General features: G+C 47.7%; 26 protein-coding genes, 4 tRNA genes and 1 other RNA gene. 21 read left to right on the plus strand and 10 right to left on the minus strand.

All coding sequences use genetic code 11. From position 1 onward, the window contains the following. Nucleotides 1–6: 6 nt before the first annotated feature. Complete coding sequence (mgtE, locus tag NW212_RS07855) at nucleotides 7–1,347, minus strand: magnesium transporter (protein WP_258338100.1); 1,341 nt, start codon at nucleotides 1,345–1,347, stop codon at nucleotides 7–9. Nucleotides 1,348–1,372: 25 nt separating this feature from the next. Further along, entirely contained in the window at nucleotides 1,373–2,173 is an 801-nt protein-coding gene (rsmA, locus tag NW212_RS07860; protein WP_258338101.1) for a 16S rRNA (adenine(1518)-N(6)/adenine(1519)-N(6))-dimethyltransferase RsmA, read from the minus strand. Between the two features lie 119 nt (nucleotides 2,174–2,292). Here rsmA and NW212_RS07865 point away from each other — a divergent pair, with 119 nt between their 5' ends. The 7 genes from NW212_RS07865 to ndk all read left to right on the plus strand — a co-directional run bounded on the left by NW212_RS07865 (nucleotide 2,293) and on the right by ndk (nucleotide 7,829). Next, nucleotides 2,293–3,291 (plus strand): lysylphosphatidylglycerol synthase transmembrane domain-containing protein, encoded by a 999-nt coding sequence (locus tag NW212_RS07865; protein WP_258338102.1) that lies wholly within the window; start codon nucleotides 2,293–2,295, stop codon nucleotides 3,289–3,291. Between the two features lie 6 nt (nucleotides 3,292–3,297). Then, on the plus strand, nucleotides 3,298–4,758 hold the full coding sequence (locus NW212_RS07870) for an aminoacyl-histidine dipeptidase (protein WP_258338103.1): 1,461 nt from the start codon (nucleotides 3,298–3,300) through the stop codon (nucleotides 4,756–4,758). 90 nt (nucleotides 4,759–4,848) lie between these two features. Continuing rightward, nucleotides 4,849–6,054 carry a DUF1810 family protein gene (locus NW212_RS07875; protein WP_258338104.1) on the plus strand — a complete coding sequence of 402 codons (1,206 nt, stop codon included), beginning with the start codon at nucleotides 4,849–4,851 and terminating at the stop codon, nucleotides 6,052–6,054. A gap of 159 nt (nucleotides 6,055–6,213) precedes the next feature. Next, entirely contained in the window at nucleotides 6,214–6,654 is a 441-nt protein-coding gene (locus tag NW212_RS07880) for a CD225/dispanin family protein (RefSeq protein ID WP_258338105.1), read from the plus strand. 12 nt (nucleotides 6,655–6,666) lie between these two features. Beyond that, nucleotides 6,667–6,930, plus strand: coding sequence for a CD225/dispanin family protein (locus NW212_RS07885; RefSeq protein ID WP_258338106.1), 264 nt, complete (start codon nucleotides 6,667–6,669; stop codon nucleotides 6,928–6,930). Nucleotides 6,931–6,933: 3 nt separating this feature from the next. Continuing rightward, entirely contained in the window at nucleotides 6,934–7,302 is a 369-nt protein-coding gene (locus NW212_RS07890; RefSeq protein ID WP_258338107.1) for a DUF2752 domain-containing protein, read from the plus strand. Between the two features lie 59 nt (nucleotides 7,303–7,361). Further along, nucleotides 7,362–7,829 (plus strand): nucleoside-diphosphate kinase, encoded by a 468-nt coding sequence (gene ndk, locus NW212_RS07895; protein WP_258338108.1) that lies wholly within the window; start codon nucleotides 7,362–7,364, stop codon nucleotides 7,827–7,829. A 72-nt stretch (nucleotides 7,830–7,901) separates the two neighbouring features. Here ndk and pfkA read toward each other — a convergent pair whose 3' ends face one another. Together pfkA and NW212_RS07905 are read right to left on the minus strand one after the other, a co-directional pair. Then, nucleotides 7,902–8,885 (minus strand): 6-phosphofructokinase, encoded by a 984-nt coding sequence (gene pfkA / locus NW212_RS07900; protein ID WP_258338109.1) that lies wholly within the window; start codon nucleotides 8,883–8,885, stop codon nucleotides 7,902–7,904. Nucleotides 8,886–9,027: 142 nt separating this feature from the next. Continuing rightward, nucleotides 9,028–9,627: a MarC family protein gene (locus tag NW212_RS07905; protein WP_258338110.1), complete on the minus strand. Its 600-nt coding sequence runs from the start codon at nucleotides 9,625–9,627 to the stop codon at nucleotides 9,028–9,030. Between the two features lie 323 nt (nucleotides 9,628–9,950). On the opposite strand from NW212_RS07905, the gene NW212_RS07910 reads away from it, so the two are divergent. Genes NW212_RS07910 through NW212_RS07935 form a run of 6 tightly spaced genes read left to right on the plus strand, consistent with a single transcriptional unit; the run spans nucleotide 9,951 to nucleotide 15,869 of the window. Then, nucleotides 9,951–10,655 carry a Crp/Fnr family transcriptional regulator gene (locus NW212_RS07910; protein WP_258338111.1) on the plus strand — a complete coding sequence of 235 codons (705 nt, stop codon included), beginning with the start codon at nucleotides 9,951–9,953 and terminating at the stop codon, nucleotides 10,653–10,655. After that, a complete protein-coding gene (locus NW212_RS07915) occupies nucleotides 10,652–12,706 on the plus strand; it encodes a M3 family metallopeptidase (RefSeq protein WP_258338112.1) in 2,055 nt (684 codons plus the stop codon). The genes NW212_RS07910 and NW212_RS07915 overlap by 4 nt, the downstream gene beginning before the upstream one ends. Before the next feature lie 18 nt (nucleotides 12,707–12,724). Further along, nucleotides 12,725–13,195, plus strand: a complete 471-nt coding sequence (locus NW212_RS07920; RefSeq protein ID WP_258338113.1) for a DUF4847 family protein — start codon at nucleotides 12,725–12,727, stop codon at nucleotides 13,193–13,195. A gap of 7 nt (nucleotides 13,196–13,202) precedes the next feature. Then, nucleotides 13,203–13,640 (plus strand): dCMP deaminase family protein, encoded by a 438-nt coding sequence (locus NW212_RS07925; protein WP_258338114.1) that lies wholly within the window; start codon nucleotides 13,203–13,205, stop codon nucleotides 13,638–13,640. 11 nt (nucleotides 13,641–13,651) lie between these two features. Next, the gene (locus NW212_RS07930; RefSeq protein ID WP_258338115.1) at nucleotides 13,652–15,328 is read left to right on the plus strand and encodes a S41 family peptidase; all 1,677 of its coding nucleotides are present in this window, start codon (nucleotides 13,652–13,654) and stop codon (nucleotides 15,326–15,328) included. Further along, complete coding sequence (locus tag NW212_RS07935) at nucleotides 15,297–15,869, plus strand: 5-formyltetrahydrofolate cyclo-ligase (RefSeq protein ID WP_258338116.1); 573 nt, start codon at nucleotides 15,297–15,299, stop codon at nucleotides 15,867–15,869. Before NW212_RS07930 ends, NW212_RS07935 begins: the two co-directional genes overlap by 32 nt. Here the strand turns inward: NW212_RS07935 and NW212_RS07940 are convergent. Next, nucleotides 15,844–16,134, minus strand: a complete 291-nt coding sequence (locus NW212_RS07940) for a DUF721 domain-containing protein (RefSeq protein ID WP_258338117.1) — start codon at nucleotides 16,132–16,134, stop codon at nucleotides 15,844–15,846. The two genes, NW212_RS07935 and NW212_RS07940, sit on opposite strands and share 26 nt — an antisense overlap. Further along, nucleotides 16,131–17,243 carry a DNA replication/repair protein RecF gene (recF, locus tag NW212_RS07945; protein ID WP_258338118.1) on the minus strand — a complete coding sequence of 371 codons (1,113 nt, stop codon included), beginning with the start codon at nucleotides 17,241–17,243 and terminating at the stop codon, nucleotides 16,131–16,133. The genes NW212_RS07940 and recF overlap by 4 nt, the downstream gene beginning before the upstream one ends. A gap of 145 nt (nucleotides 17,244–17,388) precedes the next feature. Between recF and NW212_RS07950 the strand changes: the two genes are divergently transcribed. From NW212_RS07950 to NW212_RS07975, 6 genes are all read left to right on the plus strand, one after another. Further along, nucleotides 17,389–18,066 carry a tol-pal system YbgF family protein gene (locus tag NW212_RS07950; RefSeq protein WP_258338119.1) on the plus strand — a complete coding sequence of 226 codons (678 nt, stop codon included), beginning with the start codon at nucleotides 17,389–17,391 and terminating at the stop codon, nucleotides 18,064–18,066. Nucleotides 18,067–18,169: 103 nt separating this feature from the next. Then, complete coding sequence (gene ribH, locus NW212_RS07955; protein ID WP_258338120.1) at nucleotides 18,170–18,664, plus strand: 6,7-dimethyl-8-ribityllumazine synthase; 495 nt, start codon at nucleotides 18,170–18,172, stop codon at nucleotides 18,662–18,664. A gap of 47 nt (nucleotides 18,665–18,711) precedes the next feature. Next, nucleotides 18,712–18,794: transfer RNA gene (locus tag NW212_RS07960), tRNA-Tyr, on the plus strand. A 7-nt stretch (nucleotides 18,795–18,801) separates the two neighbouring features. Beyond that, nucleotides 18,802–18,874: transfer RNA gene (locus NW212_RS07965), tRNA-Gly, on the plus strand. 25 nt (nucleotides 18,875–18,899) lie between these two features. Beyond that, nucleotides 18,900–18,982, plus strand: a tRNA-Tyr gene (locus NW212_RS07970). 7 nt (nucleotides 18,983–18,989) lie between these two features. After that, nucleotides 18,990–19,065: transfer RNA gene (locus NW212_RS07975), tRNA-Gly, on the plus strand. A 102-nt stretch (nucleotides 19,066–19,167) separates the two neighbouring features. Here NW212_RS07975 and mnmA read toward each other — a convergent pair. From mnmA to NW212_RS07990, 3 genes are all read right to left on the minus strand, one after another. Next, nucleotides 19,168–20,238, minus strand: a complete 1,071-nt coding sequence (gene mnmA / locus NW212_RS07980) for a tRNA 2-thiouridine(34) synthase MnmA (RefSeq protein ID WP_258338121.1) — start codon at nucleotides 20,236–20,238, stop codon at nucleotides 19,168–19,170. A gap of 155 nt (nucleotides 20,239–20,393) precedes the next feature. Further along, nucleotides 20,394–20,790, minus strand: a transfer-messenger RNA (tmRNA) gene (gene ssrA / locus NW212_RS07985). A 127-nt stretch (nucleotides 20,791–20,917) separates the two neighbouring features. Then, complete coding sequence (locus NW212_RS07990; protein ID WP_258338122.1) at nucleotides 20,918–22,096, minus strand: phosphoribosylaminoimidazolecarboxamide formyltransferase; 1,179 nt, start codon at nucleotides 22,094–22,096, stop codon at nucleotides 20,918–20,920. 116 nt (nucleotides 22,097–22,212) lie between these two features. Here NW212_RS07990 and NW212_RS07995 point away from each other — a divergent pair, with 116 nt between their 5' ends. Further along, the gene (locus NW212_RS07995) at nucleotides 22,213–22,761 is read left to right on the plus strand and encodes a carbonic anhydrase (RefSeq protein WP_258338123.1); all 549 of its coding nucleotides are present in this window, start codon (nucleotides 22,213–22,215) and stop codon (nucleotides 22,759–22,761) included. 80 nt (nucleotides 22,762–22,841) lie between these two features. Here NW212_RS07995 and NW212_RS08000 read toward each other — a convergent pair whose 3' ends face one another. Beyond that, nucleotides 22,842–25,136, minus strand: coding sequence for an inorganic phosphate transporter (locus NW212_RS08000; RefSeq protein WP_258338124.1), 2,295 nt, complete (start codon nucleotides 25,134–25,136; stop codon nucleotides 22,842–22,844). Between the two features lie 86 nt (nucleotides 25,137–25,222). On the opposite strand from NW212_RS08000, the gene NW212_RS08005 reads away from it, so the two are divergent. Continuing rightward, a partial coding sequence (locus NW212_RS08005; RefSeq protein ID WP_258338125.1) for a hypothetical protein occupies nucleotides 25,223–25,440 on the plus strand: 218 nt, incomplete at its 3' end.

A 25,440-nucleotide genomic window follows, 5' to 3' on the forward strand; every position in this document is an offset into this window, starting at 1 on the left:
CGAAGTTCACGAAAGAAGCACCGTAATGCCCATATACATCAGCATGCCGATAATGTCGTTGGTAATGGAAATAAAGGGACCGGTAGCTATCGCCGGATCAATCTTCAGCTTTTCAAGCGTCATCGGAACCAGTGTCCCGAATATAGACGCAAACATCACGACAGCAAACAGACTGATTGATACAGAATAGCTGACTGTTGCGCTTGCGCCAAAACGGACAAAATTGTAAATGTAGACAAGCATCGATATGATGGTGGCATTGATCAGTGCAACCACCGATTCTTTCAGTATCTGCTTGAATGTGTTTTCTGCATTCAACGAACTGTTGGCAAGACCTTGTACAACCAATGCTGACGACTGGGTGCCAACGTTACCGCCCGTACCGCCAATCAGCGGAATATAGAGGGCCATCTCAGGGTGAGCAGCAAAGGTCGTGTCGAAATTCCCCAGAATCATGGAGTTTCCAATCCCTCCCAGCATACCGATAAGCAGCCACGGAAGACGGGCTGTGGTCTGACGGAATACATTATCGTCAGTTTCCACGTCCTGCGACAATCCGGAAGCCAGCTGGTAGTCGCGTTCGGCCTGTTCGCGCACTTCATCCATCACGTCATCAACAGTGATGCGGCCCACCAGCCTCCCGATGCTGTCCACCACCGGAACCGCCACCAGGTCATATTTTTCAATCGTCTGCACAACTTCCTCAACCGGCGTATCCACACGCACCGAGATAGGGTCTTTCTTCATCACGTGCTTCACTTTAGACACAGACGGGCTCGTTATCATCTTTTTCAGCGGGAACACCCCCCTAAGCCGCTCGTCATCATCCACCACGTATACATAATAAATTTCATCCATCTCTTCGGCCTGTATACGCATCTCGCGCAAGCACTCAGGCATACTCCAGTTCTCGTTTACGACAACCATCTCCGTACCCATCAGACCGCCGGCAGTGTCTTCATCATATTTCAAAAGATCAACGATGTCGCCCGCCTGCTCGATATCCTCGATGTGAGAAAGCACCTCTTCCTGCTTGTCTTCGTCCATTTCACGGATAATGTCCACGGCATCGTCCGAGTCCATATAGTCGACAAAGCGTTTGGCGATGGTTTCCGACGGCAGGACCTCAAGGAAACGCTTTCGCGCGTCCTCATCCATTTCGATAAGCACGTCGGCCGCAGTTTCATTGTCAAGCAAAAGATACACGAACCGCGCGTCTTCAGGGTCCAGTTCGTTACACAGTTCGGCGATATCAGCCGGATGGAGGCTCGAAAGCACCTCCTTCAACTTGTCTGATTCCTTGTTCTCTATCAGCTCGGTAATCAGTTTGATGTCATCGTTGTTCATCCTGAATGCAAATTATCGTTTGTGTTTACAAATTTTGTGCCCGTCCCGCCAACGCTTCTTCCAGCCTGTTGGTCAGTTCAACAAACTCCTGAACCGACAACTGCTCGGGACGCTTGTCGAAAACCGGATCAGCTGCAAGCGGATGCCCTTTCCCCAATATGGGAGAAATGGAGTTCCGCAAAGTCTTGCGCCGCTGGTTGAATGTGGTCTTGACAATCTGTTTGAACAGTTTTTCATCGCAGCCCAGCTCCCGGGTTGCATTTCTTGTCATGCGGATAACCGCGCTTTTCACCTTCGGAGGAGGATTGAATACATGCTCATGCACCGTAAACAAGTATTCAACCGTATACCATGCTTGAATAAGAACACTCAGAATGCCGTATGACTTGTTTCCCGGAACGGCGGCAATACGCTCGGCCACTTCCTTCTGAATCATGCCTGTACAGCAGGGAATCAGTTCCTTATTGTCCAGCATCTTGAAAAAGATCTGGCTGGAAATGTTATAGGGATAATTTCCCGTAAGCACGAAAGGCTCTCCGCCGAACACTTCCTTCAAATCCATCTTCAGAAAATCCTGTTCAATGATGTTCGCGCCCAACTGAGGAAAATTCTCCTTCAGATAAGCTACCGATTCGAAATCAAGCTCGACCACCTTCACCAGCCTTCTCTTCGGAAGAAGGAACTGAGTCAGCACCCCCATTCCGGGTCCTACTTCCAAGACTGGAATATCCGGACACGCATCCACCGAATCTGCAATATCCTGCGCTATCTGCAGGTCTTTCAGAAAGTGCTGCCCCAAGAATTTTTTCGGTTTTACTAATTTCATTTTGCAGGTTTTAGGGTTTAGTCAAATAAAATTTTCCTGAACGGAATACTATATCAAGCAATGATATTATCTTTGCGTCCTGCAAAGTTAAACATTAATCTTTTTATATACCGTAAATTTTGGAACGAAGTGGCTTAAAAAAAACAATAAATAAGATTCTGCAGATTGCCTTTCCGCTGGTTTTAGGAGCTGCGATTCTGTTATGGACCTATCATGGGTTTGATTTCCGCCAAGTATGGAAAGTGATGAATGGAGGCATGAATTACTGGTGGATGTTGTTTTCACTGGTCTTTGGCGTACTGGGCCATGTGTTCCGCGGATGGCGGTGGAATCTGTCGCTGGCTCCTTTAAACGAATATCCGAAACGCTCGAACAGTGTCTATGCGATCTTTATATCTTATGCGGCCAATCTGGTGTTGCCGCGCGTAGGCGAAGTTTCCCGCTGCGGAGTGCTGTCAAAATACGACGGAGTTTCTTTCTCCAAATCGCTGGGCACTGTCGTGACCGAGCGTTTGATTGACACGCTCTGCGTATTGACAATTACGGCTGTAACATTGCTGCTGCAATCAAGGGTCTTTGCCGCCTTCTTCGACAAGACAGGGACGAATGCCCATTTCTTCACCCATCTGTTTACTTCTACCAATTTCTATATCACACTGGTCTGCATCGCGGCTGTGGGCGTCCTGGCATTCTTCCTGATCAAGAACCTTTCGGTATTTGCGCGCGTAAGGGGCTTTCTAGGAGATATCTGGACCGGATGTCTTTCGCTTCGCCATGTCCACAACCCCGCATTGTTTATCCTTTACACCATCGGCATATGGGCCTGCTATTTCTTTCAGTTCTATGTCAGCATATTCTGCTTCGACTTTTCCGCTGACTTGGGATGGATGGCGGCACTCGTCATGTTTGTTGTGGGAAGCATAGCCGTTGCCGTACCGACACCGAACGGAGCCGGCCCGTGGCATTTCGCTGTAATCACCATGATGATGATGTATGGGGTCAGCAAAGAAAATGCAGGAATATTTGCCTTGCTTGTGCATGGTATTCAAACATTTTTATTAATTTTGCTAGGTATTTACGGACTGGTGGCTCTGCCGCTGACAAATAAAAAACACTAATTGTTTATGAACGAAATCCTTTCTTTAGCTCCGCAAAACGTGTGGAAACATTTCTATTCGTTAACTCAAATTCCCCGTCCTTCGGGACATTTGGAGAAAATCCAGGCTTTCTTGCTCGAATTCGGCAAACAAGCCGGCGTAGAATCATTCCAGGATGAAACCGGAAACATCGTTTACCGCAAACCGGCCACTCCGGGTATGGAGAACCGCAAGACCGTAATCTTGCAGGCACACATGGACATGGTGCCACAGAAAGAAAAAAGCGTTGAACATGATTTTGAAAAAGATCCGCTGCAAGTATATATAGACGGCGACTGGGTTAAAGCCCAAGGAACCACATTGGGTTCGGACAACGGCATGGGAGTTGCTGCCATTATGGCTATAATGGAAGACAAGACATTGAAGCACGGACCGCTGGTAGGGCTGATAACAGCTGACGAAGAAACCGGAATGTACGGAGCTTTCGGACTGAAACCGGGAACGATTGAAGGAGATATCCTGCTGAATCTCGATTCTGAAGAAGAAGGCTTGCTCTATATCGGCTGCGCCGGAGGAGAAGACCTCACGGCTACATTGGAGTACAAAGAAGAAGAAACTGATCCGGAAGACGTTGCGCTGAAAGTAATCTTGAAAGGTTTAAGAGGAGGACACTCCGGAATACAGATCGGATGGGGCCACGCCAACGCCAACAAGCTGATGGCACGTTTCATGAATCAGGTCATTACATACGACGAAGCCTGCCTGGTTTCGTGGGAAGGAGGCAATATGCGCAATGCCATCCCGCGCGAATGCGAAGCAATCATCACCGTTCCCGAATCGGAAGTGGATGATGTACTGGCTTACGTAGGAGAGTGCGAACAAATATGGCGCGACGAATATGACACAATCGAAGACAACTTAAGCTTTACAGCCGAACGCGTCGAACTGCCGAAGTACATGGTTCCCGATGAAATCCGCGACAATCTGGTGGATGCAATCTATGCCTGTCCGAACGGTGTGGAGCGTTATATCCCCACAATCCCGGATACGGTAGAAACATCTTCCAACTTAGCTATCGTAAAGATAGCCGGCGGAAAAGCTGAGATCAACGTGCTGACTCGCAGTGCTCGCGAATCGATGAAAGACTACAGAAACACGGCTATCGAAAGCTGCTTCTCTATGGCCGGCATGCACGTAGAACGTTCCGGAAGTTATTCAGGCTGGGAACCGGATGTAAATTCTCCAATTCTCCATGCCATGAAAGAGTCGTACAAGAAACAATTCGGCGAAACTCCGGAAGTAAAAGTTATACACGCAGGATTGGAATGCGGCATTATCGGTGCAGTAATTCCGGGACTGGACATGATTTCTTTCGGACCAACCTTGGAATGTCCGCACACTCCGGAAGAGCGTTGCAATATCCCGTCTGTCAAGAAATTTTATGAATTTCTGACAGCTACGCTGGAAAATACTCCGGCAAAGGAATAGCGCCAACTTCCATTACATACCAAATCGGTTTCCGCCAAATAACGCAGAAACCGATTTTTTTATACAAAGACAACCTTAGCGGAAAACACAATGAATTTAGAACGATTCCTCAACGCACAAAAGACAACTTACGAGCAGGCTCTCGCCGAAATAAAAGCAGGAAAGAAGACAAGCCACTGGATCTGGTGGATTTTTCCACAGATGAAAGGACTGGGATTCAGCTATAACTCCAACTACTACGGCATTGATGACTTGAATGAAGCACAAGACTATCTTAAGCACCCAGTTCTGGGGAAACGGCTCCGCGAGGCAACCGAAGCATTGCTCCATTTAAGCGGAAAAAGCGCAAAAGAAATATTCGGACCGATTGACGCAATGAAGGTACGCTCCTGCATGACTCTCTTCAATGAAACGGCAGATGACTGTTTGTCCAGACAAGTAATCACACGTTACTTTAAAGGCGAAGCAGATGAAAAGACGCTGAATCTCATCGGGAGATTCAACAAGCCCGTCTTGTTAGGCAGCATAGCCGGTGATGTCATAGGCTCATTTTACGAACGGAACAGCACCAAAAAGCAGGATTTCCATCTGTTCTGTCCTTTTTCCACTTTCACAGATGACACTGTAATGACTGTTGCAATAGCCGAATGGCTGCTTACCTCAAACGATCTGTCGCAAATAATGCGCCGTTATGGACGGAGCTATCCCCATGCCGGCTATGGAGGCACATTCAGGAAATGGCTTCAAGGAGAAATCTCCGGCCCATACAACAGCTTCGGAAACGGATCAGCCATGAGAGTCAGTCCCGTCGGATGGGCCTTCGACACACTGGAAGAAACGCTGAGAGCAGCAAAAGAAAGTGCAGAACACACACACAACCACCCGGAAGGCATCAAAGGAGCACAGGCAGTGGCAGCATGTATCTATCTGGCAAGAAACGGAAAAGAAAAACAAGACATCAAAGAATATATAGAACAGCAATTCGGCTACAATCTTGAAAGACGATGCGACGAGATAAGACCGTCGTACAGATTTGACGTCACCTGCCAGGGAAGCGTTCCCGAGTCAATCATCGCATTCCTTGAAAGCACAGACTTTGAAAGTGCTGTCCGGCTGGCTGTTTCATTGGGAGGCGATGCTGACACAATGGGAGCCATTGCCGGAGGAATAGCAGAAGCGTACTACGGCAGCATACCGGACCATATCAGACAGGAAGCAATAAAACGAATTCCCAAAGAGTTCACGGATACCATGCATAAATTTTATAACAGGTTCATATCCCCCAGGAAGCAGTAAGAAAAAAGCCGCCCAGGCATGAAACAAACTGCCGATGCAAGGATGATCTTTACAAAACGCATCCGCGAAACAAAACGGACATCTTTTTTGTTTAAAAAATTGGAAGTTATAAATCAAATAGTTACCTTTACAAAAATGAACAAACATTAATTATGAGTCATGGAATTTTACATTTCAAATAATAACGAAAAAGAAGGTCCGTTCACTCTTGAAGAGCTGTCTGCAAAAGACATTACTCCTCATACGCTGGTATGGGCAGTAGGATACAAAGAATGGAAAGCGGCAAAGGATGTTCCCGAGCTGAATGACATTATTTATAAAACACCCCCGGCTCCTCCCGTCCAGCAGCCAATGCCGAAAACATGGCTGGTGGAATCCATTCTGGTCACCCTCTTTTGCTGCCTGCCGTTTGGCATTGTCGGCATCATCAACGCCGTAAAGGTAGACACTCTTTACTACGGCGGGCTTTATGAAGAATCGGTATACCGCTCAAACCAAGCAAAAAAATGGATTCTGTGGGGATTCTTCGTAGGACTGGCAGGCGTTCTGCTTTATGTCTTCTTCCTTGTATTCACCATTATCTTTGAACATTATTCTTAAATATTTTTTATTATGGAAACAAACACATGTCCAAAAACATGGATGGCCGAATCCATCCTCGTTACAATTTTCTGCTGCCTGCCGTTTGGCATCGCAGGTATCGTCTTTGCCGCCAAAGTCAGTTCTCTCTATGCGGCAGGCAAATATGAAGAAGCTGAAGCAGCCAGCAAGAATGCAGGCAAATGGACCAAAATCGGATTCTTTGCCGGAATCGTTGTCATCATTCTCTACACGCTCATCTACGGAGCCACACTTCTCAGTCTGCTAAACTCCTGACAAATGAAAGGAAAGGGCATTCTGATAGCATTGCTTGCCGCTGCTTTAGGATTCGTATTCTTTGCCTTCAATCCCGGCACAACAGCACTGTTTCCCAAATGTCCTTTCCTGATGCTCACCGGATTCCGCTGCCCCGGATGCGGCTCACAGCGGGCTGTCCACAGCCTTCTTCATCTTGACATAGCACAAGCTTTCAGCTACAACGCGCTTCTCGTATTGTCCCTGCCGATTCTTCTTCTTTTGGGATATGCGGAACTTGCAAGAAAAAAGAATCCTCTATTTTACAGAAAGATTCACCGTCCCGTTTTTATCTGGAGCTATTTTGTGATCGTTGTAGCTTGGGGCATATGCAGAAACATATTTAACGTATAGCTGCTTTTGAAGCAGCCAGGCAATCAGTCTGCTTTCAAAAACCTTTTAAAACCATAACAATGAATCTTGAAAAAACATTAGTCATTCTGAAACCCAGCGCAGTACAACGCGGACTGGTGGGAGAAATCACTTCACGTTTCGAACGGAAAGGTCTGCAACTGGCAGGAATGAAAATGATGCAACTGAACGACGAGTTGCTGAATGAACACTATGCGCATCTGGCAGACAAGCCGTTTTTCAGCCGTGTGAAAAAATCCATGATGGCCTCTCCTGTCATCGTATGCTGTTATGAAGGCGTTGATGCAGTACAGGTCGTACGCTCCATGACAGGAGCAACCAACGGGCGAAAAGCCGAACCGGGAACCATCCGGGGAGATTACAGCGTCAGCGGACAAGAAAACATCGTACACACATCCGACTCTCCCGAACATGCGATTGTGGAACTCAACCGCTTCTTCAAGCCGGAAGAAATCTTTGACTATACGCCCAACGCACTGCCTTACCTCTACGCCAACGATGAATATTAAAGAGAGAAAAAACAAAAGCCACAGAATGATTTACCTGCAATCCTCCTGTGGCTTTTTTGCTGATTAACACCATTAAATCGACAGCTCGTTAAGCACGTCAATCAAACTGTTGTCGATAGGCTTATGCTGCTTGATGGCTTCCGCTATGGGCACATAAACCACTTTGTCGTTACGGATACCTATCATCACATTACGCTGCCCCTCCATCAAAGCCTGAATGGAGGCGCATCCCAAACGGCTGGCCAGGATACGGTCGCCCGCACTTGGCGAACCGCCCCGCTGCAAATGACCGAGAATTGTGACACGCACGTCATATTGCGGATACTCCTTCTTCACACGGTCGGCATAATAAGCCGCACCTTTACCCGTAGCACTTTCCGTCACGATGACGATGCTGCTGTTCTTGGTCTTTCTGAAACCACGGCTGATAAACTCCTCCAACTGATCCTTGTCGGTCTGGTCTTCCGGAATAATGGCAGCCTCAGCTCCCGAAGCAATCGCACTGTTCTGCGCGAGAAATCCGGCATCACGTCCCATCACCTCCACAAAAAATATGCGCTCGTGCGAAGTGGCCGTATCACGAATCTTGTCTACACAGTCGACAATCGTATTAAGCGCCGTATCATAACCGATCGTACGGTCCGTACCGCACAAGTCGTTGTCAATGGTTCCCGGCAATCCGATGCACACCACATCGTCATGTTCCTGAGCAAATACCCTGGCACCTGTAAGGGAGCCGTTTCCACCGATAACAAACAATGCGGTAATTTCCTCTTTCTGCATCACTTCGTATGCCTTCTGCCTTCCTTCTGGCGTTTCAAAATCTTTCGAACGGGCCGTTTTCAGAATCGTGCCTCCCCGCTGGATAATGTTGCTTACATCTTCAGAGGTCAGTTCACGAATCTCATCGTGAATCAGGCCTTCGTAGCCCCTATAAATACCTTTGACTTTATAACCGTTGCAAATAGCACTCCGCGTAATGGCACGGATAGTAGCATTCATGCCCGAAGCATCGCCTCCCGATGTCAAAATGCCAATATAACCTTTCTTTTCCATAATTTTCTGAGATTAGTTTCTGTGACCAAGGAACTGCAAATACCACTCCACGCAAAAAGAAAAGGCATCCTTTTTCTGAAAATTAAGGCATTTCACAAAGTTTAAGACAACAGTCTGCATTTCTGTCAGCCAACGGAACTCTTTACTTCAAGGCATAGAACTGTTCGATAAGCGAAGTCAGATTGGCAGTAAACAAGCGGACGGAAATGGCCAGCAGGATGATTCCGAAAAACTTCCGGATGACATAAATTCCGCCCTTGCCCAAAAGACGCTCGATGCGGTCGGTCAGCTTAAGCACCAGAAAAACACATATCATATTCAGTACCAGCGCCAGAATAATATTGACCGAAGCATACTCCGCCCGCAACGAAAGCAAGGTAGTAAACGAACCGGCTCCTGCCAGCAGCGGAAAGACAAGAGGAACAAGCGTCGCCTCTTTAATGGGGCCGATATTCTTGAATATCTCAATGTCAAGAATCATTTCAAGCGACATCAAGAAAATAACGAAAGCACCGGCCACCGCAAACGAAGCTATATCCACCTGAAAAAGACGCAACATCATGTCACCGGCAAAAAAGAATCCCAGCAACAACGCAAAAGCGATAAGCGTAGCACGAATAGCGTTGACCGTCCTTCCCTTCTGCTTCTGATCTAAAATAATCGGTATAGCCCCGAATATATCAATCACGGCAAAAAGCACGATAAAAGCGCTCAACAGCTCTTGAAAATCAAATGCACCCATAAGTCTTATAAGTCTTGAATCAGTTTTGGGCAAAGATAGCACAAATTACAATAAATACAACCAGACAATCAAAAACAAATTTCCCCACGAACTCTGTATCTCTAGCCTGAAGATACAAATCTTCAGGCTAGAGATATATATATCCAACCTGGAGATGCACATCTTCAGACTGAAGATACAGAAACAGCCGCGACAAAGATCAAAAACATTATCAGACTGTAAGAAACGATAAAAAAGATAAAAGGCAGCACGGCAAACGCATCCTTGTCAAATTTATGGTTAACTTTGTATGTTAAAACGATAACTTAACAAAGTTAATGAAAATGGAATTTCAAATGTATGACAAGCTGTTGCAGCTACCGCTATTTCAGGGATTGGGAAAGAACGAGTTCACCCAAATCATTGAAAAAGTGAAACTGCATTTCCATAAATACAGCAAGGACGCAATCATTGCAAGAGAAGAGGAGGCATGCAAAAAGCTTATCTTCATTCTGGACGGAGAAGTGTTGTATGAAGCGTATGATCCGGACCAGAAATATATGCTTCAGGAAACCATAAAGGCGCCCCATATCATCGAGCCATACTCGCTCTTCGGGCTGAAGCCGTACTACAGCGCAACTTACTTCGCTTCCACAGAAACTAACGTACTGACCATCGACAAGAAATATCTGCTGATCAACCTCAGGCTCTACGATATCTTCATGCTCAACTACCTCAACATGCTGAGCAGCCGGGCGCAAATGCTCAACAAGAAATTATGGGACGTACGCATAGGAAACACGTACGAAAAAATCATATCGTTCCTCACACTGCGCTGCAACACGCAGCAGGGACCGAAAACATTGTATGTGAAGATGGAGGATTTTGCCGAAATGCTCACCGACACCAGGCTGAACATCTCGACCGCCCTCAATGACATGCAGGACAACGGACTGATAAAGCTCAGCCGGAAGAAAATATTAGTGCCCGAGCTTGCAACGCTGATTGACTTCTGTAAAAACAAAAAGAAAAAGGAAACGAACAAATGAACACCCACAGAGAAAACCCTTTTCTGCACGCATACGGAACACCGCACGAAACCGTTCCGTTCAACCGGATTGAGCTGAATGACTATGAGCCTGCCATCCGTGAAGGAATGAATGAGGAAGACAGGGAAATCGAGCGGATAACCGACAATACGGAACCGCCCACTTTCGAGAACACCATTCTGGCTCTGGAGAATTCGGGCGCACTGCTGGAACGTGTCACCACCGTGTTCTTCAACCTGATGAGTGCGGAAACATGCGATGAAATGGACGCGCTGGCAGAAAAAATGATGCCGGAACTGTCTGAACACAGCAACAACATAAGCCTGAACCCCAAGCTGTTCAGCCGTATCAAACAGGTGTATGCGCAAAAAGAATCGCTAAAACTGACTGCTGAAGAGGAACAGCTTCTGCAAAAGACTTACGACGGATTCATGCGCAACGGGGCAGACCTCTCCGACAGCGACAAGGAAATCTACCGGAAACTGTCGGCCGAACTGAGTTCGCTCACCTTGAAGTTCGCCCAAAACCACTTGAAAGAAACAAACAACTTCGAACTTGTCCTGACAGACAAAAACGAACTGGAAGGATTGCCGGAAAGCACCGTCGAGGCTGCCAGACATGCTGCTGAGGAAAAAGGCAAGAAAGACTGCTGGATGTTTACCCTGCAGGCACCCAGCTATGTGCCTTTCATGAAATACAGCGCAAAACGCGGGCTGCGCAAGAAGCTCTACATGGCTTACAACACGCAATGCACGCACGCCAACGAATACAACAACACGGAAATAGTGAAGCGGATCGTAAACATCCGCATGGAAATGGCACAACTGCTCGGATTTAAAGACTTTGCGGACTATGTGCTGCGCAAACGGATGGCAGAGAACAGCGGCAATGTATACAAGCTGCTGAACGACTTGCTGGATGCCTATTCTCCAGCCGCACGCAAGGAAGTGGAGGAAGTTGAAAAATTGGCACGCGAAACGGAAGGCGAAAACTTCATCCTGATGCCCTGGGATTTCTCTTATTATGCCGAAAAGCTGAAAGACCGGAAATACAGCCTGAACGACGAAGAACTTCGCCCCTACTTCGAGCTGGGCAAGGTAAAGCAGGGAGTTTTCGGACTCGCCACAAGACTTTACGGAATCACTTTCAAGGAAAACAAGGAGATTCCCGTTTACCATCCCGACGTTCAGGCTTATGAGGTATACGACAAAGACGGAAGCTACCTGGCCGTACTTTATGCCGACTTCCACCCGAGGGCAGGCAAACGCTCCGGCGCATGGATGACCAGCTACAAAGAGCAATGGACCGACGCTGAAGGCAACAACAGCCGTCCGCACGTTTCCATAACAACGAACTTCACGAAACCCACTTCCGATCGGCCGGCATTGCTGACTTTCTCAGAAGTGACCACTTTTCTGCATGAATTCGGACATGCGCTCCACGGCATATTCGCAAACACCCGGTTCAAGAGCATGAGCGGAACCAACGTATACTGGGATTTCGTAGAACTTCCCTCTCAGATTATGGAGAACTTTGCGACGGAAAAAGAGTTTCTGAGCACCTTCGCACGCCATTACGTGACAGGAGAGCCGATTCCGGAGGAACTGATCCGGCGCATAATCGATTCGTCCAACTTCAATGCGGCTTACGCTTGCCTGCGGCAAGTAAGCTTCGGACTGCTCGACATGGCATGGTACACCCGCACCTCACCGTTTGAAGGGGATGTGAAAGCCTACGAAAAGGAATCGTGGACAAAGGCGCAGACACTTCCCCAACCCGACGAAACCTGCATGAGCGTACAGTTCGGCCATATCATGTCGGGAGGCTACGCCGCCGGATACTACAGCTACAAATGGGCGGAAGTGCTGGATGCCGACGCGTTCTCGCTATTTCAGGAGAAAGGCATATTCAACAGCAAAGTGGCGCAGTCGTTCCGCGACTGCATCCTGTCGAAAGGAGGCACCGAACATCCGATGACGCTCTACAAACGCTTCCGCGGACAAGGGCCAACAATCGATGCACTGCTCAGAAGAAACGGAATAAAACAATAACATTATTGATATACAATTATGAAGAACTTAAGATACATCCTGGCTGTAGCAATGCTTCCGCTGATTTTGTGCGGATGCAACCAGGAGGATGACATCATGGAAATATTCGCCAACGGACAGACATGGCACTGGAGTTCCTCTTACACTACATCCGACTGGGAAGATGACAATAAAGGTACATCGTCTTTGACGCAAAGCGAAATCCGTCAGATCAATGAGAATGCTGACGTATATATCATCCAATTCTCTGACGACGGAACGCTGGAAGGGAAAGGCAGCTCTTTCTCATTCACAGGAAGATGGAGCGCAAACGGAAAAGACCAGACAATTTCAATCACCCTTAACCCGAGCAGCACTCCAAGCGGACTCGACAAGACTTTTCATGATGAAATCCAGAACGCCCAGTTCTATCGGGGAAACTCTCGGTTCATCAAACTTTTCAACTCAGAAAGAAACCACTTCATTCAATTTTATCCTTTAGGCATCTGATTTAACCATGAAACAGACAGAACATAAACAGGAAATCTTGGATAAAAGATACATGCACATGGCACAAATATGGGCAGAGAACTCCTATTGCCAGCGCAGGCAGGTGGGCGCGCTGATCGTGAAAGACAAAATGATCATTTCCGACGGATACAACGGCACGCCTTCGGGCTTCGAAAACGTATGCGAAGACGAACACGGACTGACAAAGCCTTATGTACTTCACGCAGAGGCAAACGCCATCACCAAAATAGCACGCTCAAGCAACAGCAGCGAAGGCGCTACCATGTACGTGACCGCATCTCCGTGCATCGAATGCGCCAAACTGATTATACAGGCAGGCATCAAACGTGTGGTCTACGCTGAAAAATACCGCCTGGAAGACGGTATCGAACTGCTGAAACGGGCTGACATAGAGGTAGTCTACCTGAATCCAGAAAACATATAAAACAAAAAGATATGAAAAACAACAATTCACGGTTCATGCCCTTCCTGCTGGCAGTGTGTCTGGTAGCAGGTATAGCCATAGGCACATTCTATGCGAACCATTTTTCCGGAAACAAACTGGGCATCATCAATACTTCATCCAACAAACTGAACGCGCTGCTGCATATCATCGACGAACAATACGTGGACACAGTCAACATCACAGACCTGGTGGAGGAAGCGATGCCCCAGATACTTTCTGAACTCGATCCGCACTCTTCCTACATTCCAGCCAAAGACCTGGAAGCCGTCACCGCAGATCTGAAAGGCAGCTTCAGCGGAATCGGCATCCAATTCACTATCCAGGACGACACCATCCATGTGAACAGTGTAATAAAAGGCGGACCTTCTGAAAAAGTCGGACTGATGGCCGGCGACCGCATCATTGAAGTGGATGATTCGGCATTCGTCGGAAAAATCGTCACCAACCAGGAAGCCATGAAACGTCTGAAGGGAGAAAAGGGCAGCAAGGTGAAGTTAGGCATCTACCGCCCCGGAGAAAAAGGAACGCTTCATTTTACGGTGGTGCGCGGCGACATTCCGGTCAAAAGCGTTGATGCAGCCTATATGATCACCGACAAGTTCGGTTATGTAAAGGTCAACAAATTTGGAGAAACCACTTATCCCGAACTGTTGGTTGCACTGGCCAAGCTGAATCAGAAGAACTGCGAAGGGATGATTATCGACCTGCGGGGGAACACAGGGGGATATATGGCAGCTGCCATCCAGATGGTGAACGAATTTCTGCCTAACAACCGACTCATCGTCTATACGCAAGGGCGCAAGGCTCCGCGTGAGAACTACACGTCAAACGGGACAGGAAGCAGCCAGAAGATGCCGCTCATCGTGCTGGTGGACGAGGGGTCGGCATCCGCAAGCGAAATATTTGCCGGAGCCATCCAGGACAATGACCGCGGAACCATCATCGGACGGCGCTCGTTCGGCAAAGGGCTGGTGCAGCAGCCGATAGAGTTCAGCGACGGTTCTGCCATCCGGCTGACCATTGCCCGCTACTACACCCCTTCGGGTCGCTGCATCCAGAAGCCTTATGAAAAAGGGAAAGAAGACGAATACGAACTGGATCTGCTGACAAGATACGAACACGGGGAGTTCTTCTCGGCCGACAGCATCAAGCAGAACGAGAAAGAAGTATACCATACCAGCCTGGGACGCCCGGTTTATGGAGGCGGAGGAATCATGCCTGACATTTTCGTTCCTCAGGACACGACCGGAATGACTTCTTATTTCCGTATGGCGGCAAACAGGGGACTGATCATCCGGTATTCGTTCGACTATACAGACCATAACCGGCAGAAACTGCAAGAATACGATACACCGGAAAAGATGGAAGCTTACCTGAAAAAGCAGAACCTGCTTAACCAGTTTGCTGGATGGGCTGAGAAAAGGGGACTGAAACGCCGCAATAATCTCATGATGAAATCAAGAGAATTGTTCGAGCTCAGCCTGTATGGAAATATAATCTATAACATGTTGGGCATTGAAGCTTATATCGAGTTCTTGAACAAAACAGACAATACGGTGCAGAAAGCAGTGGAAGTGCTCGAGAAAGGAGAATCTTTCCCGCAGGCTCCTGCATCCGAACAAGCAGCCAAAGAAAATGATGAACGAAGAAAAACAGAAACTGCGTAAGCAAATTGCCGCTCAAAAGAAACTGTACGCCGAAGCGCAACTTTCAGAATGGTCTTCCAGCCTGCTGCAAAAGCTGGAAGACCATCCGCGCTTCAAACGGGCGCAAACCGTATTGCTCTATCACTCTCTTCCCGACGAAGTGCAGACACACAAGTTCATCGAAAAATGGGAAAAGAGCAAACGGATTGTACTGCCTGTCATCAAAGGCGATGAACTGGAACTCAGAATATACAATGGCATAAGGAATCTGAAGCCGGGTTGTTTCGGCATCGGAGAGCCGGCCGACGGAACGCTCGTCGAAGAACAAGACATCGAATTGGCTATAATCCCCGGAGTGGCATTCGACAGACAGGGCAACAGACTTGGCCGGGGAAAAGGCTATTACGACCGCACACTGTACAGGCTCAGACACACCTACCGCATCGGCATATGCTTCGGATTCCAACTGCTGGATAAAATCCCGGCAGAAAGCAGCGATCAGAAAATGAACGAGGTATGGACAGAAAACGGGCGTGTCAGCGAAACACAATATCCACTATAACTTGCGAACCTACCTGAGCATTCAAATTGCGGACAAGCATCTCGCGCGCCATCATCAGTTCCTGGCGCACCACAGACGAAGCAAGATGCACGTAAAGCACCTGGTTACGGATATAAAGATTCGTTGTGTAGCGGGTAACGGCCGGTCCCACCACATCTTTCCATGCGTCTACCAGACGATATTCATTCAGCGGCGTTTCAAGTCCCTCCAAACGGAGATACCGCCTGATTACATCACCTAACAGTTCGGTATTGCTCCGCTTCATAAATCCTCCTTCCGTTCCGACACAATGCCGTTGTCCACTTCAAAAAGCTTGTAGTCGCCTTCGATTTTGCGCAATATTTTATCCAGATGGTCACGGTTTGTGTCAGTAATGAATATCTGCCCGAAACTGTCCCCTGCAACCACTTTCACAATCTGCTCCACGCGCGAAGCATCCAGCTTGTCAAATATGTCGTCAAGCAGCACTAAAGGAGTAGTCCGGCTTCCTGTACGCTTCAGAAATTCAAACTGAGCCAGTTTCAATGCAATCAAGTACGTTTTGTTCTGCCCCTGCGATCCTTCGCGCTTAATGGGGAAATCGCCTATTTTCATAATCAGGTCATCCTTATGAACTCCTTTCAAAGAAAATCCCATAACCCTGTCCTTCTGCCGGTTCTGCTGTATTTGGGCAAGCAGATCTCCCTGCGAAGCACACGACTGATAGGCCAGACTTACACATTCCTGATCCTGCGATATATAAGAATAATACGACTGGAAAATAGGTATGAACTCATCAATGAAAGCTTTCCGCCCTGCATAGACAATCTCCCCGGAAGACGCCATCATTTCTTCCCAAACCGACATCAGCTCTTCATCCGGTTCAACCTCCGACTTCAACAGAGTGTTGCGCTGGCTGACAGCCTTGTTGTAACGAATCAAGGCATCCAGGTATCCGCGGTCATACTGCGAAATCACCATGTCCATGAATTTGCGCCGTTCCTCACTTCCGCCGGCAATCAACAAAGAGTCAGAAGGAGAAACCAGCACCAAAGGTATCAGCCCGATGTGGTCGGAAAAACGGCTGTACTCTTTTTTGTTGCGCTTGAACTTTTTCTTTTGGCGGGCTTTCAGTCCGCAATAGAGTTCTTCCGGCTCTCCTCCGTCCGTTTCATAGAATCCCTGAAGGACAAAAAAGTCCTGCCCATGACGGATATTCTGGGAATCGACAGAGTTTGTCGCACTTTTGCAGAACGACAGATAATACACCGCATCCATCAGGTTGGTCTTTCCCATTCCGTTCTTCCCGATGATGCAGTTCATCTTCCGCGAAAAATCCAGTTCCACTTGCTCCAGATTCTTATAATTAAGTATTGATATCCGTTTCAGCCACATATTTCCATCCTTTTACGATACAAAATTAAGAATAAAAGCAGTATTGATAAAAAAACATGGCTCCAAATTTCATTTATAAGTATAAATAAACTACTTTTGCTGACTGAAAATCGAACAAGGAAATAATAAAAAAACAACAATAAAAATGACTGAACAAAAGCACACTCACGAACCTATGAATGTGGACGAAGCATTAAGCACTTCTGAAGCGTTCCTGATCAAAAACAAAAACGTATTCTTGGGAGCCATCGTTGCAATAGTGGTTATCGTCGGCGGATTCTTGGCCTACAACCATTTCATCGCTACCCCAAAAGAAATCAAAGCTTCTGAAGCAATATTCAAAGGCGAACAATACTTCGGAATAGACCAATTTGAAATCGCACTGAACGGCGACAGTCTGGGATATGCAGGCTTCGTAAAGCTGGCTGATGAATTCAGCGGCACCGATGCCGGAAATCTGGCAAACGCTTATGCAGGAATCTGCTATGCGCAGCTTGGCAAATACGAAGACGCTGTGAAATATCTTGACAAGTTCAGCGGCAAAGACGCACTGGTAGCACCGGCTGTTTTAGGAACATTGGGAAACTGCTACGCGCAGCTCGGACAGCTTGACAAGGCAGCTTCAACGCTTCAAAACGCAGCCGAGAAGGCAAACAGTATGACACTCAGTCCGATTTATCTGATTCAAGCCGGCCAGATTCTCGAAAAGCAAGGCAAAAATGAAGATGCAGTAAAAGTATATAAAGAGGTAAAGACCAAGTATGCCAATTCTTACCAGGCAATGGATATTGACAAATACATCGAACGCGCTTCTTTGAAATAATACAAAAACATCCTTGATGATAACGATTGAAGCGAAGGACCGGAACAGATTCTGATTCTTCGCTTCAGTCATTTATAAAACAATATTTAAACCACAAACCACTATGGCTACAGCTTATCATAACTTGTCAGACTATGACTTCAATTCTGTTCCGGACGCATCGGAAATGCGTTTCGGCATTGTCGTATCAGAATGGAACCACAACATAACAGGAGCACTGCTTGAAGGAGCAGTCAAGACACTGAAAAAACATGGAGCCAAAGATGAAAACATCTTGGTATACACTGTCCCGGGAAGTTTTGAACTGACTTTCGGATCAGCCCAATTCGTCAAAAGCGGAAAAGTAGATGCGGTCATCGCTTTGGGATGCGTAATACGCGGAGAAACTCCTCACTTCGACTATGTATGCAGCGGTGCTACACAGGGACTCACCCACTTGAATGCAACTCAGGACATACCTGTTATTTACGGACTCATCACAACCAACAATATGCAGCAGGCTGAAGATCGCGCTGGCGGGAAATTGGGTAATAAAGGAGATGAATGTGCTGTAACAGCAATAAAAATGATTGATTTTGTTTGCAGATTAAGAAAATAGTTGTACCTTTGCAACGCAATTGAAAAAACAACAGTTCATTGCGTGTTGGGCAAGTACCAGAGTGGCCAAATGGGGCAGACTGTAAATCTGCTGGCTTATGCCTTCGGTGGTTCGAATCCATCCTTGCCCACACAATTGCGGAAGTAGCTCAGTTGATAGAGCATTAGCCTTCCAAGCTGAGGGTCGCGGGTTTGAGTCCCGTCTTCCGCTCTTTTTCATAATTACAACAAAATGGGGGCAAGTACCAGAGTGGCCAAATGGGGCAGACTGTAAATCTGCTGGCTTATGCCTTCGGTGGTTCGAATCCATCCTTGCCCACACAACTGCGGAAGTAGCTCAGTTGATAGAGCATTAGCCTTCCAAGCTGAGGGTCGCGGGTTTGAGTCCCGTCTTCCGCTCCACTGAATGGATGTATCATTGCGATGCATCCATTTTTTTGTATGCACAAGAAAAAAGGAAGACCCAAGCCTCCCTCTTTCAAATACTTAAAACGCAACCAACGCTCAGAAGCGTATCTCTCCGCTTCCAAAGCAGATGCGGGCATCACGATCGTAAATCACGCCGAACTGCCCCGGAGCAATTCCCTGCAACGGAGCCTCAGACTCCAGCACATAGACTGAACTTTCACCTGCACGCATCAACTTCCCTCGGATAAACTCCGGAGTATGGCGGATTTTGAAACAAACGTCGAACGGAAACGTTTCACCAAGCCAAGGGGCATCTGTAATGAAATGAAAATCATGCAAGCAGACCCGAGTTCCATATTGCAAAGGCGTATCATAGCCATGTGACACATAAACCACATTGCTGTCAATATCCTTATCAACCACAAACCACGGACCGCCGCCTAATCCCAGTCCTTTGCGCTGCCCGATGGTATGAAACCAGTAGCCACGATGCGATCCCAGAATCTTGCCGGTTTCTTTTTCCACGACCGCACCTTCTTTCTCTCCCAAGAAATGACGGATAAAGTCATTGTAATTAATCCTTCCCAAGAAACAAATGCCTTGACTGTCCCGTCGTCTGGCATTGGGCAGCTTCATATTCAAGGCGATTTCTCTCACCTCGCTTTTCATCAGCTTCCCCACAGGGAAAAGCAGTTTGGACACTTGCAGGCTGTCAATCTGCGCCAAGAAATCGGTCTGATCCTTCACCGGGTCTACAGCGGTTCCCAACCATATTTTACCCTCGCGCTCAAGCGTAGTGGCATAATGCCCTGTAGCCATCTTATCAAAAAGATGCCCTACCCTTTCTTCAAAACAGCCGAATTTTATAAGGCGGTTGCACATCACGTCCGGGTTCGGAGTAAGCCCACACCGCACTTTCTCGATAGCATAAGTTACTACCCGGTCCCAATATTCCTGATGCAGATCGACCACCTCCAAAGGCAAGCCGTAACGCCGGGCCACGGCATGACACATTTCCAGATCTTCTTCCATCGAGCAGTCTGAATAACCGCTTTCATTATTACCTATACGGATATAGAACAGGGACGGTTTATAGCCTTCCGCACACAACTGATGCACAGCAACAGCACTGTCAACCCCTCCCGACAACAACACAGCAATTTCCATCAATAAAAATCTCCTAAATAAAAAATAAACCAACGGCAACCGATGCCAATCAGGGCACAGCCCCAAAGATACATGCAAAAACAGAGAAAGGAAACGGGATGTAAAAGTATCTCCAAAGAAAGACCCACTGAACTTCAGTGGGTCTTAAATTCTCTTTGTGGACCTGGAGGGAGTCGAACCCTCGTCCAAACAAGGAAGCCATACGCTTTCTACATGCTTATCTCTGCCTTCGGTTTTCGTGCATAAGCAAGACCAGAGCCACCCACTTGTGCCTTAGTCCCTAAAATTTCATCCCAGCCGCAGGACAAGACTGAAACTATTCCCGATTTTGCTGCACCGCTTTATCAAACGCTTCGGAACAAGAGCTTTTGAGCGATGTCTCGTTTCCGCCACTGTGGCAGAAATAAAGCTAATCTACTGTACTTCGATTAAGCAGCGAGAGCATAGTTTTCGTTGCCAGATAAAAGTTCAGTAACTGAGATTATAGTGCAAATCACCGACGCACTGCATGCTTACATACCACCTCTCTCGCTGTCAAAACCAAACAAGCCCAAGAGTTCTGTATCTAATATGGGCTGCAAATATATCATATTTTGCTGAAACGGCAAAAGAATCCATAAAAAATTCACCGCAAGGCAAAAGCCTGCGGTGAATTACCACTATCTGCAGCAAAGAAAAATCAATGATGAAACAGACGGATGCCCGTAAATGCCATTGCAATGCCATACTTGTCGCAAGTGGCGATAACATGGTCGTCGCGTACAGAGCCTCCGGCCTGAGCGATGAACTCCACGCCGCTCTTGTGCGCACGCTCAATATTGTCACCGAATGGGAAGAAAGCGTCAGATCCGAGGGAAACTCCCTTCAGCGATTTCAGCCAATCACGTTTTTCTTCACGCGTCAGCACTGCCGGCTTCTCGGTAAAGAACTGCTGCCATACGCCTTCGGCAAGCACGTCGTCGTGTTCTTCACTGATATACACATCAATCGTATTGTCACGGTCGGCCCGGCGGATTTTTTCCACCCACGGCAAATTGAGCACCTTCGGATGCTGGCGCAGATACCAGATATCCGCCTTATTGCCTGCCAGACGGGTGCAGTGGATACGGCTTTGCTGCCCAGCACCGATACCGATAGCCTGACCGTCCTTCACATAACATACGGAATTTGACTGGGTATATTTCAGCGTAATCAGCGCAATCATCAGATCACGTTTGGCCTCATCCGTGAAATGCTTGTTCTGTGTCGGAATGTTTTCGAACAATTCGGGGCCGTTCAGCTTGATTTCATTGCGTCCCTGCTCGAAAGTAACGCCAAACACATCTTTATGCTCTATCGGATTCGGCTTGTATTCCGGATCGATCTTGATGACATTGTAAGTTCCCTTACGCTTGCTTTTCAATATTTCCAGCGCCGCATCAGTATAGCCCGGAGCAATGACGCCGTCAGAAACCTCCCGATGAATAAAGCGTGCGGTTTCTTCATCGCACACATCACTCAGGGCGATGAAATCACCGTAAGAAGACATACGGTCGGCGCCGCGGGCACGCACATATGCATTGGCCAGCGGAGAGAGCGGCAGATCATCCACAAAATAAATTTTCTTCAATGTATCGTCCAGCTCCAAACCGATAGCAGCTCCGGCAGGACTTACATGTTTGAATGAGGTTGCGGCCGGCATACCGGTAGCTTCTTTCAATTCTTTCACCAACTGCCATCCGTTCAGCGCATCCAGAAAATTAATGTATCCGGGGCGTCCGTTCAGGACTTCAATCGGCAGTTCTCCCTCCTGCATGAAAATGCGGGCCGGCTTCTGGTTAGGGTTGCAGCCGTACTTGAGTGCGAGTTCTTTTGCCATATATTTTCAGTTTGATAGATTTTCTACAAAAATACGAAAAATCCCGCATCCCTGATTAAAGCCAGGCGAAAGATTATGTATTTTTGCCTGAAAAAGAATCCTAAATACAAAGAATCATGATAGACGAACTGCTTAAATTCAACGGCTCTTTCGTGGAGAGCAAGGGATATGAAAAATACATCACAAACAAGTATCCCGACAAGAAAATTGCCATTGTGACCTGCATGGACACACGTCTGACCGAACTGCTCCCCGCCGCACTGGGAATCAAGAACGGCGACGTGAAGATGATAAAGAACGCAGGAGGAACCATCAACCACCCGTTCGGAAGTGCCATGCGAAGCCTGATGGTGGCCATCTATGAACTGGGAGTGAAGGAGGTGATGATTATCGGGCATACGGACTGCGGAGTGCAGCACATGGACAGCGAAATAATGCTGAAACACATGCGCGAAAGAGGGGTTTCGCAAGACCACATCGACATGATGGAATACTGCGACGTGAATCTCCGCCAGTGGCTCAGCGGATTCACCGACACGGAAGAAGCCGTACAGAAAAGCGTAGCCATCGTGAAGCATCACCCGCTCGTTCCGAACGACATCTCTGTCAGAGGATTCATCATGAACTCCGTCACCGGGGAGCTTGTGGAAATAAACGCCGAATAGTTCCGCCAAATAAAAAAAGACGCAACGCCCCAAACCGGCGTTGCGTCCTAACCCCTATCATAAAGATTCACAAATCTTTCTTACTTTTCTTCTGCCAAAGCAATTTCAGACGATTCTTGAGGGACATAGTCGGCCTGGAAGAAGCGGCTCGCACGGAGCAGATGGCGCCAGATGCTTACCAGCTCCTGAGATTCCTGCAGAATGTTCAGGTAAACCATGTTGGCCTTCAGATAAGTGCTGTCAGCTTCCTGGATGTGGTTCATCTGCTGCTTGCGGAGAGAAGAAATGCTGTTCTTCAGGTCATCTCCCTCTTTCAGGATCTTATCCGCATCCGTATAGTCGTTGGCAAGAATGCAAGCCCTCGTACGCTCCATCAGGTCGCAAAGACGTTCGCGCATCGGAAGGAATTCCTGCACGTACTCGGCCGGAACCGGATTGAAGTTGTTGTCGACATGCTCCTTGCAAGGTTCACAGATACGCTTCAAGCAGTAGAGCATCTCTTCGCAGCTGTTGCTTCCGAGATGGAACCAGGTATTTTTCTCGATAGCCACGGTCATCGGAAGACGGCGCAAGCCAAGGATTTCCTTGCGGCGGCGCTTCTTCAGCATCTTCTTTTCTTCATCCGTTGCATTCATCGCCTTGCGGAGGCTCTTCAAGTCCTCATTGATAAATCCGTCGGTTACTTTCACATAGTTCTTTTCGGCAAAGTCAACATAAAAAGCAAGCGTATCCTTCACATGTTCGCGAAGCAGCGCAAGCACTTCGGCCTTGTCCTTGCTCTGAATCATGCGCTTGAAAATGTTGTCCTGATCTTCCAGCTTCTCTTTCTTTCCGAACTTGATGTTGCTGCGCACAAGCAGGAATACCGCCAGCACGATGAACAGGAACATGCCGACAAAGCTGGCATAATACATCACAAATGTCACGACGGCACAAATGGTGAAGGCCGTAAATGCAGTGATAAACCAGCCGCCGATAACGGAAAGCACGCCTGTAATGCGGTAGACTGCACTTTCGCGGCTCCACGCACGGTCGGCCAGCGAAGTACCCATAGCCACGATAAATGTCACATAGGTGGTAGAAAGAGGCAGCTTCATGGTGGTACCGATGATGATCAGCAAGCCCGAAAGCACCAGATTGACAGAGGCGCGCACCATATCAAAAGCGGCACCGTTTTCAAGAATCACGTCGTCTTTATTGAAGCGGCTGTTAATCCAGTTGCGCATTCCCGCCGGAATGTTGCGCACCATAAAATCGTTGAAGTTCGTTGCGCGACGCACAATCAGACGGGCAAGTCCGGAAGAGCCGAACATTTCATCTCCCTCCTCCTGGCGTGCCAGATCGACAGAAGTCTTGATCACATTCTGGGCTTTTTTAGAAGTGGCCAGCGCGTAGACCATGACAAGGCCGGCCGCAATAAGGAACACTACCGGAGTCTTGGCAGAAGCCATCAGCGAATCCATCATAAAGTTATGAGGATCAACTCCGGCGCCATTGGCCACATAGTCGGTGTAAGAAGAGAAGCCTGCCAGCGGCACACCGATAAAGTTCACAAGGTCGTTTCCGGCAAAAGCCAAAGCCAGAGAGAACGTTCCCAGAAGGACGATAATCTTGAACACATTCACTCTGCACCAGTGAAGAATCTGCATCAAGACGGTTGAAACGACAAGGCAGGCGCCCACCAGCATCGGCGTATTGTCGAGCACCCACTGCATCGACTCTTTCGTCATGAACGAGGCGCTGGCCAGTCCCTGGATCACGATGAAGTATCCCAAGGCCGTAACCGCTATTCCGCCAAAGATTCCGATTGTCCAAGAAAGATGTTTCTTATAATTAAATGTAAAGATGATTCGAGAAATGTACTGTACCACCGTACCGGCCACAAAAGCGATTGCTACAGAAAGGAAGATGGCCATAATCACAGAAAGTGCCTTTTCCGTATTCATCATGTCACCCAGGCTCAGCATCCCCGTTTCATCTCCGATAATCTTCAGAATCGCAAGAACGAATGTTCCTCCCAGCAGTTCGAACACCATCGAAACCGTAGTTGAAGTAGGAAGCCCCAACGTGTTGAATATGTCAAGCAGCACCACGTCCGTCACCATAACGGCAAGAAAAATACACATAAGGTCGTAGAAACTGAAGTTGACCGGATGGAATATTCCGTGACGGGCTATATCCATCATTCCGTTACTTGAAACAGCACCGACAAATACTCCCAGAGCGGCAATAATGACGATTGTTCTGAACTTTGCTACTTTCGCGCCGACGGCGGAATTCATGAAATTGACAGCATCGTTGCTGACACCTACCAGCAGATCGAACACCGCCAGCATGAACAGGAAAATAACGATTCCTAAATAAAGGGTTTCCATACGTTAGTTTATTGATTCACTATGTTTTTTCTGGGCACAAAGTTAGTCTTTTTTTCTGAAACAGAAATGTTACGCATGTTACAATTGTGTTACAAAATCGGAGGTGGGGGCAAATAAAGGCAGACCAGACAGACATCGGCCAAGGCAGCAGGCCGCACTTCCGCCGTCCGCCTGCAGAAAATATCCCGACAGCCAAACCTCTTCACTCCAGCGATGCAATCTCTTCACTCCAGCGATGCAATCTCTTCACTTCAGTGATACGATCTCCTCACTCCAGTGAAGAGATAAAAATGACGGATAATTC

The sequence above is a fragment of the Bacteroides sp. ET225 genome, assembly GCF_024733745.1.
Classification (GTDB): domain Bacteria; phylum Bacteroidota; class Bacteroidia; order Bacteroidales; family Bacteroidaceae; genus Phocaeicola; species Phocaeicola excrementipullorum.

What these genes read in the sequence shown, in the direction of transcription:
- mgtE (WP_258338100.1), bottom strand. Translation starts at nt 1,347, where the DNA reads ATGAACAACGATGACATCAAACTGATTACCGAGCTGATAGAGAACAAG.
- rsmA (WP_258338101.1), bottom strand. Translation starts at nt 2,173, where the DNA reads ATGAAATTAGTAAAACCGAAAAAATTCTTGGGGCAGCACTTTCTGAAA.
- NW212_RS07870 (WP_258338103.1), top strand. Translation starts at nt 3,298, where the DNA reads ATGAACGAAATCCTTTCTTTAGCTCCGCAAAACGTGTGGAAACATTTC.
- NW212_RS07875 (WP_258338104.1), top strand. Translation starts at nt 4,849, where the DNA reads ATGAATTTAGAACGATTCCTCAACGCACAAAAGACAACTTACGAGCAG.
- NW212_RS07880 (WP_258338105.1), top strand. Translation starts at nt 6,214, where the DNA reads ATGGAATTTTACATTTCAAATAATAACGAAAAAGAAGGTCCGTTCACT.
- NW212_RS07885 (WP_258338106.1), top strand. Translation starts at nt 6,667, where the DNA reads ATGGAAACAAACACATGTCCAAAAACATGGATGGCCGAATCCATCCTC.
- NW212_RS07890 (WP_258338107.1), top strand. Translation starts at nt 6,934, where the DNA reads ATGAAAGGAAAGGGCATTCTGATAGCATTGCTTGCCGCTGCTTTAGGA.
- ndk (WP_258338108.1), top strand. Translation starts at nt 7,362, where the DNA reads ATGAATCTTGAAAAAACATTAGTCATTCTGAAACCCAGCGCAGTACAA.
- pfkA (WP_258338109.1), bottom strand. Translation starts at nt 8,885, where the DNA reads ATGGAAAAGAAAGGTTATATTGGCATTTTGACATCGGGAGGCGATGCT.
- NW212_RS07905 (WP_258338110.1), bottom strand. Translation starts at nt 9,627, where the DNA reads ATGGGTGCATTTGATTTTCAAGAGCTGTTGAGCGCTTTTATCGTGCTT.
- NW212_RS07910 (WP_258338111.1), top strand. Translation starts at nt 9,951, where the DNA reads ATGGAATTTCAAATGTATGACAAGCTGTTGCAGCTACCGCTATTTCAG.
- NW212_RS07915 (WP_258338112.1), top strand. Translation starts at nt 10,652, where the DNA reads ATGAACACCCACAGAGAAAACCCTTTTCTGCACGCATACGGAACACCG.
- NW212_RS07920 (WP_258338113.1), top strand. Translation starts at nt 12,725, where the DNA reads ATGAAGAACTTAAGATACATCCTGGCTGTAGCAATGCTTCCGCTGATT.
- NW212_RS07925 (WP_258338114.1), top strand. Translation starts at nt 13,203, where the DNA reads ATGAAACAGACAGAACATAAACAGGAAATCTTGGATAAAAGATACATG.
- NW212_RS07930 (WP_258338115.1), top strand. Translation starts at nt 13,652, where the DNA reads ATGAAAAACAACAATTCACGGTTCATGCCCTTCCTGCTGGCAGTGTGT.
- NW212_RS07935 (WP_258338116.1), top strand. Translation starts at nt 15,297, where the DNA reads ATGATGAACGAAGAAAAACAGAAACTGCGTAAGCAAATTGCCGCTCAA.
- NW212_RS07940 (WP_258338117.1), bottom strand. Translation starts at nt 16,134, where the DNA reads ATGAAGCGGAGCAATACCGAACTGTTAGGTGATGTAATCAGGCGGTAT.
- recF (WP_258338118.1), bottom strand. Translation starts at nt 17,243, where the DNA reads ATGTGGCTGAAACGGATATCAATACTTAATTATAAGAATCTGGAGCAA.
- NW212_RS07950 (WP_258338119.1), top strand. Translation starts at nt 17,389, where the DNA reads ATGACTGAACAAAAGCACACTCACGAACCTATGAATGTGGACGAAGCA.
- ribH (WP_258338120.1), top strand. Translation starts at nt 18,170, where the DNA reads ATGGCTACAGCTTATCATAACTTGTCAGACTATGACTTCAATTCTGTT.
- mnmA (WP_258338121.1), bottom strand. Translation starts at nt 20,238, where the DNA reads ATGGAAATTGCTGTGTTGTTGTCGGGAGGGGTTGACAGTGCTGTTGCT.
- NW212_RS07990 (WP_258338122.1), bottom strand. Translation starts at nt 22,096, where the DNA reads ATGGCAAAAGAACTCGCACTCAAGTACGGCTGCAACCCTAACCAGAAG.
- NW212_RS07995 (WP_258338123.1), top strand. Translation starts at nt 22,213, where the DNA reads ATGATAGACGAACTGCTTAAATTCAACGGCTCTTTCGTGGAGAGCAAG.
- NW212_RS08000 (WP_258338124.1), bottom strand. Translation starts at nt 25,136, where the DNA reads ATGGAAACCCTTTATTTAGGAATCGTTATTTTCCTGTTCATGCTGGCG.